The sequence below is a fragment of the Haloterrigena alkaliphila genome, from assembly GCF_017352155.2.
GTDB classification, from domain to species: Archaea; Halobacteriota; Halobacteria; order Halobacteriales; family Natrialbaceae; genus Haloterrigena; species Haloterrigena alkaliphila.
The window spans coordinates 3,751,328-3,761,264 of record NZ_CP071462.1 but is presented as its reverse complement, the minus strand read 5'-3'; the positions used below and the strand labels follow the sequence as shown (position 1 = coordinate 3,761,264).

Sequence of the window (9,937 nt, the reverse complement as noted above, 5' to 3'; positions counted from 1 at the left end):
GACCGATCGCTTCCCCGCAGACCGGCATCGCGTCCGCTACCCTCGACGCGACGGCCCGTCGAAGGCGCAGAACCAGTTACCGTCGCGTTCACGCAGATGCTCCCGCCGTGCGTGGGGGTGACATCCGCTCTGCGTGCGGGTGACGTCCGCTCTGCGTGCGGGTGACGTCCCGTGAGTGCTCGGTTCCGTCCCCCGCCCGTCCGCCCCCGATCGGCGCTCACGCGCACTCGAGTACGGATCGGACTCGCCGTCCTCGTTCTCCTCTCGGCCGCCGTCGTCGTCAACGGAGCCGCGGGCGGCCTCTCGACGGCGTCGGAGGAGGCCGTTCCGAGGGCCCCGCCGACGGAGAACCACACGGTCGTCACCGAATCGGGACGCGCGGGGACCATAACCGCCTACGAACCCGACGGCGACGTGCTGTACTACAACAACTCGCGGACGAAGTACTTCGACGTGGACCCCGTCGAGGGCGATCCGCTGACCGTCGAGTACGCGGCGACCGACACGATCCACACCGAGGGCCCGACCTGTTCCGATCCGCCGTGCGCGCGAAACGTCATCGAGCGCGTCGACCTCGAGACCGGCGACGTCGAGATCGTTTACGAGCGCTACGATCACAAGGAGACCGCCGCGGAGTGGCACGACGCGGATCGCATCGACGAGAGGCACGTGGTCGTCGCCGATATCGTCGCCGATCAGGTGTTCATCGTCGACACGGAGACGGAGGTCGTCGAGTGGCTCTGGGACGCTCAGAGCGATTTCGCCCTCGAGAGCGGCCACGCGTTCCCCAACGATTGGGCCCACATCAACGACGTCGAGTACGTCGACGAGGGCCGACACGAAGGTCGAATCATGGTCAGCATGCGCAACCAGGATCAGGTCGTCTTCCTCGATCGGGAGGAGGGAGTGGTCGAAAACTGGACGCTCGGTAGCGAGAACGAGTACGAGATCCTGCACGAACAACACAACCCCGATTACATCCCCGAATCGCGGGGCGGTCCGGCGATCGTCGTCGCCGACTCCGAGAACGGCCGCGTTCAGGAGTTCCAGCGTGAGGACGGCGAGTGGACGCGCACGTGGCAGTGGGAGGACGACCGCATCCAGTGGCCCCGCGACGCCGACCGCCTTCCGAACGGGAAGACGCTGATCACCGATACGCACGGCAACCGCGTGCTGGCGGTCGACGAGTCCGGCGAGGTCGTCTGGCAGGTCGAGTCGACGATGCCCTACGACGCCGAACGCCTCGAGACCGGGGCCGAGAGCGAGGGCGGCCAGAGCGCACGGGAACTCGGCCTCGAGTCGCGTACGGTCGACGACGGGGACGCCGAAACCGGCGCCGGCGGGTTTCGGCCGGTCGAATTCGTCGGATCGATCGTCGAGTCGATTCTCCCTCACCGACTCTACAACGCGTTGATCTTCGTCGCCCCCGTCTGGGTCGGCGTGACCGAGGCCGCCGCCGTCGTCGTCGGGGTCGCGGCGGGACTCACCTGGGCCGGCCTCGAGACTGCGTGGTGGCTCCGTGACGCTAACGTCGCGTTCCGATCCCCGATCGTCCGCGAGGATGAGGGCGAGGAACGCCGTCAGTAAGGGGGGACCAGGTTTGCGATGAGTTCGGTCGCCGTCACCCGGTTCGAAAAATCATACGTTCAAGCGTCTCGCTGCCTGCTCTCCAGCGATTTCGACCGGATTCGAAACGACAGGAGCGTCCAGACGGCTCGACCGCCGATCGCGCCGACGGTGGTGATGAGCAGGAGCGAGCAGAAGTACCACGGCTTGGCCTGCACCACGGCCAACCCCCTCGTGGAGGCGGGGACGACGCCGAGTGCGAGTAGGTAAAACCCGGTGAGAAGGGCGAGCGACTCTCGACGATAACCGTGCCAGTAGAGGATCACGACGAGCACGCCCGAGAGTAACCCGAGTTGCCCGGAGTGAAGTTCCGGAATCGTGCTGAAAACCGACGAGAGGACGTTCTCAACCGTAGCCATAATACGGTGCTCTCAGCGGAGGGCTATATGCGGTACCCTGTATCTATTCAGCCGATATAGTGGGGGCGGCCGACAGCGACGACTGCGGGGGAATCCGTTCGACCCGAGGTCTGACCGGGACGGTCCCGCGAGGGTCGCCTCGAGAGGCCCCCGAATCCGTAACTCGACGGGGTCACGAATCACTCCCCTGCACGTGCCACGGTGGTCCCTAACTCGGTCGGCACCGCGATTCGAACTGTCGATGAACGTCTTCTCAGAACCAGAGCAGCGAAGCGACAGCACCGACGTCCTGCGATCCGACGGGACCGAATCTGCCGTTACCGAAACGCCGATGTTCCGTCTCGGTCGCATCCTCTTCGGCGGCATCCTCGCGTTCAACGCCCTCGACAACCTCCGGAACCTCCAGGGGCGGGTCGATTACGCCGACGCCAAGGACACGCCGCTGGCTCGCGTTTCGGTCCCCGCGATCAGCGGGAGCCTCCTGCTGGGCGGGCTCAGCGTCGCCCTCTGGCGGGCCCCGGTGGCCGGTGCCACGGCGGTCGCCAGCTTCCTCATCGGCGTCACGCCGATGATGCACGACTTCTGGAACGCGGAGGATGAGGAACAGCAACAGCAGGAACTGATCCACTTCCTGAAGAACACCGCGCTTCTCGGCGGCGCGCTCGCGTTCCTCGAGATCGCCCAGCGCGAAGAGTGACCGGTTCGCCCTCGCTTGCGACCTAGCGAGGAGACGACCGACGTGTCGTTCGTCCGAAGACTTTTCTTCGAGGTCAGGGAACGATCGAACCGACGAGGGATCGATTGATGACTGGCGACCTCCGCGTTCGCCGGGTTCGGCCGGCGGATACCGACCGCATCCAGGACCTGCACGAAACGGCCATGCGAGACGTCGGTGCCTACGTCGAGGACGGACCGGACGACGACCTCGAGGCCGTCACCGAAACCTACCTCGAGTCGGACGGCGAGTTCCTCGTCGGCGAGCGCGAGGATCGAATCGTCGCGATGGGCGCGTTCCGACCGGTCGAGGAGACGGATTACGTGACGGATTTCGTCTCCGATCTTCCGGCGTCGACGGTCGAACTGACACGGATGCGCGTCGACCCCGACCACCAGCGACGGGGGTACGGCCGGCGGATCGCCGCGGAACTCGAGGGGCGCGCCCGCGACCGGGGCTATACGGACATCGTGCTCGATACGATGGCAACGCAGACCGCTGCGCGTGAACTGTACGAGACGCTGGGATACGAGGAGGCGACGCGCGAGCGCATCGATGGGTTCGACGAGCCGTTCGACCTGCTCTTCTATCGGAAGTCGTTGCTCGGTGAGGAGTGAGACGTTTCGGACCGCGGTCAGTCCTCGAGCAGCCGCTTCAATCGATCCAGTTCCGTCAGCGCCTCGACGGGCGTGAGGTGCGCGAGGTCCAGCGCCCGGAGTTCGGCGGCGACGTCAGTTGGAATATCTCCTACGTCGGAGCGTAGCTCCGACGAGGATCGCGAACCAGCGGTTCGCTCACCCCCATCTGCAGTGGCCGCAGCGGGCGCGCCCCCGGCGTCGTCGGTTCCGGCTGACGCGCCTGACTCGTCAGTCTCGTCACGCGTGTCGCCGTTCCCGTCGTCGACCGCATCCGCTCCGGCCGCCTCAGCGACCAGTTCCCGCGAGCGCTCGACCACGTCCGCGGGGACGCCCGCGGCAGTCGCCACCTCGACGCCGTAGGACCCCGTCGCCGCGCCGGGCGCGATTTCGTGGTGGAAAACGACCTCGCCGTCTTCCTCGTCGACCTCGAAGTGGAGCGTGAACGCGGCCTCGAGGTCGTCGGCCAGTTCGGTCAGCGGGTGGTGGTGGGTCGCGAACAGCGTCGTCGCGCCGACCCGGTCGTGGACGTACTCGGTGATCGCCTGCGCGATGGCGAGGCCGTCGGCGGTCGAGGTGCCCCGGCCCACCTCGTCGAGCAAGACGAGCGAGTGCTCGTCGGCTTCCCGCAGGATGGTCGCGAGTTCGTCCATCTCGACCATGAACGTCGAGCGCCCGCCCGCGATGTCGTCGCTGGCGCCGACGCGGGTGAAGATCCGATCGACCGGCGTCAGTCTGGCCGCCCGCGCGGGGACGAAACTGCCGACCTGCGCGAGCAGGACGATCTGGGCGACCTGCCGCATGTAGGTCGACTTACCCGACATGTTCGGACCCGTGATCACCGCCAGCCGTCGGTCGTTCGTCAGGTGGGCGTCGTTCGGGACGAACGACTCCTGCGTGCGCTCGACGACGGGGTGGCGACCGCCCTCGACGTCGATCACGAGACCGTCTCGTCCCTCGCGCTCGAGCATCTCGGGTCGACAGTAGTCGTACTGGGCCGCGACGGTCGCGAGCGAGACGAGCGCGTCCAGCGTCGCGAGCGCGTCGGCGAGGCTCTGAACGCGTTCGACCTCGGCGGCGACCTCCCGGCGAACCTCGCGGAAGAGTTGGTACTCGCGCTCGTCGGCCCGCTGCTGGGCGCCGACGATCTCGTCCTCGCGCTCTTTCAGTTCCGGCGTGACGAACCGCTCGGAGTTCTTCAGCGTCTGGCGGCGCTGGTAGTTCTCGGGCACCGACTCGAGGTTCGGGTTCGTCACCTCGATGTAGTAGCCGTGGACCGAGTTGTGGCCGACCTTCAGCGAGTCGATTCCCGTCCGCTCGCGCTCGCGCTCCTCGAGGTCGTCGATCCACTGCTTCCCGTCCCTGGCGGTCCCCCGGAGGTCGTCCAGGTCCGCGTCGTACCCCTCCGCGATGATCCCGCCCTCGGTGATTTCGATCGGCGGCTCCGCGACGATCGAGTCCTCGATCAGTTCGCGGACGTCCGTCAGCGGATCGAGATTGGCGTGGAGTTCACGCAGGTGCTCGCAGTCCGCGTCGTCGAGTTGCTCCCGAATCTCGGGGACGACCGCGAGCGTATCCCGCAGCGAGCGCAGGTCCCGGGCGTTCGCTCGCTCGCGGGAGATGCGACCGATCAGCCGCTCGAGGTCGTAGACCTCCCGCAGGCGGTCGTGAAGCCGTTCGCGAGTCTGGACGGCCGCTTTCAGTTCGGCGACCGCGTCGTGGCGCGCCTCGATCTGATTCGGATCGAGCAGGGGCCGACGGATCCAGTCCCTGAGTTTGCGGCCGCCGAGCGCGCTGGCAGTTTCGTCGAGCACGCCGACGAGCGTGGCGTCGTCCCGCCCCCGAACCGATCGCGGTTCGAACAGTTCGAGGCTCCGCAGCGCGACGGCGTCGAGCAGCAGGTACTCCCGCGGATCGTAGCGGGTGAGCTGGGTGATGTACTCGAGTCGCTGGTCCGCGTCGCCCTCGAAGACGGCCTCGACGCGGCGCTCGTCGCTCTCGCCGCGTTCCCCCTCGTGCTCGCCGCCGCGGACGTACTCGGCGTACGCGAGCAGCGCGCCGCAGGCCCGGACTTCGACGTCGCTCGCGAGCAGGGCGTCGGGGTTCCGGAAGTACGTCGCAACTTTCTCCCCCGCCCGTTCGATATCGAACGCGCGCGCGTCGAACGGCGTCACCATGCAGTCGTCGGGGACGGGCTCGGCGGGCGCGTCGGGACCGACGACCGCCTCGGAGGGGGCGAATCGGCTCACCTCGTCGGCGATCGACTCCCCGCTGGTCGCGCTCGTCGCGTAGAAGTCGCCGGTCGAGACGTCGAGCAGGGCGAGACCGAGGCGCTCGCCGTCTCGAGCCAGCGCGGCGACGAAGTTGTTGTCGTCGCCGGCCAGCAGTTCGTCCTCGGTGAGCGTCCCGGGCGTGATCACGCGCGTCACCGCGCGCTCGACCACGCCGGACGTCTCGCCGGGTTCCTCCACCTGATCGGCGACAGCGACACGGTAGTCGGCCTCGAGCAACTCCTCGACGTACGACTCGGCGTTGTCGATCGGGATGCCGGCCATCGGGTACTCGCCGGTGGAGTCCTCGCGGCTGGTCAGGGCGATCTCGAGCAGGCGCGCGGTGCGCTCGGCGGCCCCGCAGAACGTCTCGTAGAAGTCCCCCACCTGAAAGAGGACGATCGCGTCGTCGTAGCGGGCACAGAGGTCGTGGTACTGCGCCATCATGGGCGTCAGCTCGTCGCGTTTCTCGGCCATCTCCTCGGGAGGGCCAAGCGCCGGATCCATACGTGAAACCCGCCGTCGAACGCGGAAATAGCTTGCTGGATCGCCCGCTGCCGGTCGGTTTCGGAGATAGTTAGATCAGGTTTATAGTCACGATAACGGAAAAAGCGTATTACGCTCGAGGTTGGAGACCCCGACGAGTAGCATGAGCGCCCGTTCGTCGATCGCGACCCGCGCACTCGCCTGCCTCGTCGCCGTCCTCGTCCTCGGTTCCGGGACGGTTGGCGTCGCCACCGCGGCGACCGGCGGTTCGACGTGGGAGACGACCAGCGACCCGCTCGGGGAGCGTACCGGCACGACGACGGTCGTTCTCGAGACGGTCGTCGTCGGGACGACCGACGCGCTCGAAAATACGACCGACGAGACGACGACGGAACTCGAGAACGCGACGAACGAGACCACTGACACCGTTGATGGGACCGTCAACGAAACGATCGACACCATCGAGAATACGACCGACGAGACGACGACGGAACTCGAGAACACGACCGACGAGACGACGACGGAACTCGAGAACACGACCGACGAGACGACGACGGAACTCGAGAACACGACCGACGAGACGAACGCCCTCCTCGAGAACGTGACCGAACGGGTGACCGCCCCGATCGAGGTGCGCGGCGGGGTCGGTGTCGAGGGGGACGGCTCGAACGTGACGGTCGGAACGGAACTCGGGGTCGCCGCGGCATCGAACGACGACGGGGCGGCCGAGGAGGACTCGAGCGGCGACGATGACGGCGAGGGTACCGGCCCGGCTCCGTCCGGCAGCGGGTCGTCGGGCGTCGATGCCGTGCTCGTCGGCCTGCTCGGCGCGATCACCGCCTCCGGCGCTGCCGCGGGGAGCACCGGTGCGTCCGCCGGGGCCGGGGCCAGCGGCGCGTCAGCCGGCGGCGCCGCGGCCGGCAGCGCAGCGGGTCTCGTGGGCGGTTGGCTGAGCCAGTTCGGCCAGCTTCCCGGCCTGCGCCACCTCCGGCGGGCCGGTTCGACCCTCCCCTGGGAGCTCCTGCCGATCTTCAGGTACAGCCGCTACGACGACTCGGACCCCCTCGAGAACGACCGACGGCGGGCGGTCTACGAGACGATCGCGGCCGATCCCGGCTGCTACCTCTCGCAGGTGAGCGATCGGAGCGACGTCGCGCTCTCGACGGTCCGCCACCACGTCCGCGTCCTCGAGGAGGAAGGGCTGGTGACCTCGGCCAAACTCAACGGCAAGCGCCGTTACTACCTCGACGCGGACGGCAACCGGCCGGGCGAGGGGACCGACGTCGCAGACGCCGAACTCCACGCCGCGCTCGCGGAACCGGCGAAGCGCGGGGTTCTCGAGACGCTCGCAGAGCTCGGATCGGCGCCGAACGGCCGCCTCGCGGACGAACTCGAGCGCGACCCGAGTACCGTCTCCCACCACCTCTCGGCGCTCGAGGACGACGAACTGGTCGTCCGCGAGAAGGACGGCCGAGCGATGGTCAACGAACTCGCGCCGGACGTCGAGGCGACGCTGCGCGACGAAGGGACCCCGTCCGAGGAGGAGTCGGCGGAGCCACCGATGTCGGCCCCCGCGGACGACTGACGGCGGTGTGGATGGGCCGAGTACTCACGTCCGCGATTCTCAGGTACCCGTCTCGAAGTAGCGGTCGGCGTGTGCCTCGCAGCCGGGATTGAACGACGCGCCGCAGGACGGGCACCGATAGTCGGCCTCGAGGTACGCTGGAACGGTCAGTTCGGTCCCGCAGACGCCACACAGCACCGACGGCTCGTCGAATCGGTCGCGCGGCCACGGAATCGCGTCGTGGTCGGCGACAGCCTCGTGGCACCGATAGCAGGGAAAATACGTCTCGCAACAGGCGAACCTGAAGGCGACCACGTCGCGGTCGGTGTGGTAGTGAGCACACCGGGTCTCGGAGCCGACGTCGACGCCGCGAACGGGTGGTCCGGACACGGGTATCGATCGTACTCAGGTGGCGGCAGAACTTTGCGGTTGCGAATCGGCCGTCATAGATCACTTCTCGAGTTCGTGACTGCCAGAAGCGGACCCGTAAGTGCTGGAGACAGCAGCGGCTCGAGCGGCCCTCGGCGGGCCGGTTCGGTCGGGACGACGAGCGCGTGATCGCGACCGCTACTCGAACTGCGCCGTGTCGCCGCGGCGGTAGCGATCGAGTCGACGATAGCCGTGGACGGTCGCGTTCTCGTCGAGTTCGATCTCGTAGCGGCCGACGATGTCCTGCGTGTCGGGGACGGCCCGGCGTTCGACGACCTCGACGATCGCTCGCCAGCCATCGTCGGTCGGCGTGATCTCGCTGACCGCGTCGAACTCCCTGCCGATGAGTTCGCCGGCCGTCGACTGGACGGTCCGGCGGACGGCCAGCACGCCGGCGATCTCGTCGTGGTCGGTGTCGACGTCGGCGTCGACGGACTCCGGATCGGTCTTCTCCTCGTCGGTCATGTCGACCGTGCCGAGCTCTCGACTCTGGCTCTCGGCGTCCGACTCGTCCTGTGCTTGTTCGTCTTCGACTGCTTGACTGTCACTCACGGTTGGATCACTCTCGTCGTGCTGGTAGCAGAACCCGTCGTCCCGGGCCGGTCGCGAGCAGCGCTCGTCGTTCTCGGTGAGCGCCTGACACTGGTCCGCTGATTGTTTCGTATCCGCTTCGGCCATTGGCTTGTTCTGAACCTACGTTCGTTTCGCGTGTGCTGATTCTCCAGGTGTTTCGATCTCGTCTCGAGGCGGTGCGTGCGCCCCGCCCGTTCGACGACGAGCGGGGTCGTGGGTCGTCGACCCGGTTCAGACCGACTCGGCGATCTGCGTCCGTAACTGCGAGACGTCCTCGGGCCCTTCGCCGGCGATCTTCGGCGCGAGCACGTCCATGAAGACGTCGGTCAGCAACTCGTCGTCGAACTCGCCGGCCTCGGCGTCGCCGTCACCGTTGCGCCGGCCGTCGAAGACCGCGAGTCCCTTCGCGGCCGTGATCGCCGCCCGCGTGCCGACGACGAGGTCGAGTTCGTCGCGCAGCGCCCGCGTCTTCGAAACGATCGCCTCGACGTCCTCCTCCGAGAGGTCGACGTGGGAGTTGACGATCGCCCGTTCGGTTTCCTCGTCGTAGTAGTCGATGTGAACGCCGACGAAGCGGTCGAGCAGCGCGTCCTGCTGGCGGTGGACGCCCGCGTACTCGACGTCGTTCGAGGTGAAGATCGCCCGGAACTCGGGGTGGACGTCGATCGTCCGATCCTCGCCGCGCTTGCCCGGTCGCTCGAGGACGCCCTCCTCGAACACCGAGAGCAAGACGTTGTGCGCCGAGGGATCGCTGCGCGAGAACTCGTTGTAGACGAGCGTCGCGCCCTCCCGGACGGCCACCGAGAGCGGGTTGTCCACCCAGCGTTCGCGAACGATCTCGGTCTTCTTGCTGACCCCGCCGACGAACTGGTCGCTCTCCTTGTACCGCTCGCCGCCGGCGTTCGCGCCGACGAGTGCGGCCGTGTCGACCGACTCGTCGCCGTTGATCCAGACGACCGGGCGACCGCGTTCGGCGGCGGCCGACAGCGCAAGCGCCGTCTTCCCACAGCCCGTCGGGCCGATCAGGTGGACCGGCTTCTCCGCTTCGAGCCAGCCGTTGATCCTGTCGCGCAGCGAGGCGACGGCGTCGGTCTCGATGAACGGCTCGGGAGCGACGTCCTCGGGGGCGGAGAGCGGGCTGTCGCCGTTCTTCTCGCCCATCTTCGACGACCTGCGGGCCAGTTCTTTCTTCGCTCGCCGCCCCTCTTTCTGGGAGCGGTCGGTCGCGATCTTCCGACCTCTGACCTTGCGCTTGCGCGAAGAATCGTCGGCCATGGAGC

9 protein-coding genes are annotated in these 9,937 nt (G+C 67.6%); 4 read left to right on the top strand and 5 right to left on the bottom strand.

All coding sequences use genetic code 11. From position 1 onward, the window contains the following. The first annotated feature begins 171 nt into the window (after positions 1–171). Entirely contained in the window at positions 172–1,587 is a 1,416-nt protein-coding gene (locus J0X25_RS37330; protein WP_207288925.1) for an aryl-sulfate sulfotransferase, read from the top strand. 59 nt (positions 1,588–1,646) lie between these two features. Here the strand turns inward: J0X25_RS37330 and J0X25_RS37325 are convergent, their stop codons facing one another. Then, positions 1,647–1,985, bottom strand: coding sequence for a hypothetical protein (locus tag J0X25_RS37325; protein ID WP_207288924.1), 339 nt, complete (start codon positions 1,983–1,985; stop codon positions 1,647–1,649). A 241-nt stretch (positions 1,986–2,226) separates the two neighbouring features. Here J0X25_RS37325 and J0X25_RS37320 point away from each other — a divergent pair, with 241 nt between their 5' ends. Continuing rightward, positions 2,227–2,682: a DoxX family protein gene (locus tag J0X25_RS37320; RefSeq protein WP_207288923.1), complete on the top strand. Its 456-nt coding sequence runs from the start codon at positions 2,227–2,229 to the stop codon at positions 2,680–2,682. 107 nt (positions 2,683–2,789) lie between these two features. After that, positions 2,790–3,317: a GNAT family N-acetyltransferase gene (locus J0X25_RS37315; RefSeq protein ID WP_207288922.1), complete on the top strand. Its 528-nt coding sequence runs from the start codon at positions 2,790–2,792 to the stop codon at positions 3,315–3,317. 17 nt (positions 3,318–3,334) lie between these two features. Here the strand turns inward: J0X25_RS37315 and mutS are convergent, their stop codons facing one another. Next, complete coding sequence (mutS, locus tag J0X25_RS37310; RefSeq protein WP_207288921.1) at positions 3,335–6,112, bottom strand: DNA mismatch repair protein MutS; 2,778 nt, start codon at positions 6,110–6,112, stop codon at positions 3,335–3,337. A 142-nt stretch (positions 6,113–6,254) separates the two neighbouring features. Between mutS and J0X25_RS37305 the strand changes: the two genes are divergently transcribed. Continuing rightward, positions 6,255–7,676, top strand: coding sequence for a winged helix-turn-helix transcriptional regulator (locus J0X25_RS37305; protein ID WP_207288920.1), 1,422 nt, complete (start codon positions 6,255–6,257; stop codon positions 7,674–7,676). 39 nt (positions 7,677–7,715) lie between these two features. Here the strand turns inward: J0X25_RS37305 and J0X25_RS37300 are convergent, their stop codons facing one another. The 3 genes from J0X25_RS37300 to gvpN all read right to left on the bottom strand — a co-directional run bounded on the left by J0X25_RS37300 (position 7,716) and on the right by gvpN (position 9,932). Beyond that, the gene (locus J0X25_RS37300) at positions 7,716–8,045 is read right to left on the bottom strand and encodes a CHY zinc finger protein (protein ID WP_207288919.1); all 330 of its coding nucleotides are present in this window, start codon (positions 8,043–8,045) and stop codon (positions 7,716–7,718) included. Positions 8,046–8,222: 177 nt separating this feature from the next. Beyond that, entirely contained in the window at positions 8,223–8,762 is a 540-nt protein-coding gene (gvpO, locus tag J0X25_RS37295; RefSeq protein WP_226776977.1) for a gas vesicle protein GvpO, halophile-type, read from the bottom strand. A 126-nt stretch (positions 8,763–8,888) separates the two neighbouring features. Beyond that, the gene (gene gvpN, locus J0X25_RS37290) at positions 8,889–9,932 is read right to left on the bottom strand and encodes a gas vesicle protein GvpN (protein WP_207288918.1); all 1,044 of its coding nucleotides are present in this window, start codon (positions 9,930–9,932) and stop codon (positions 8,889–8,891) included. Between the last annotated feature and the right edge of the window lie 5 nt (positions 9,933–9,937).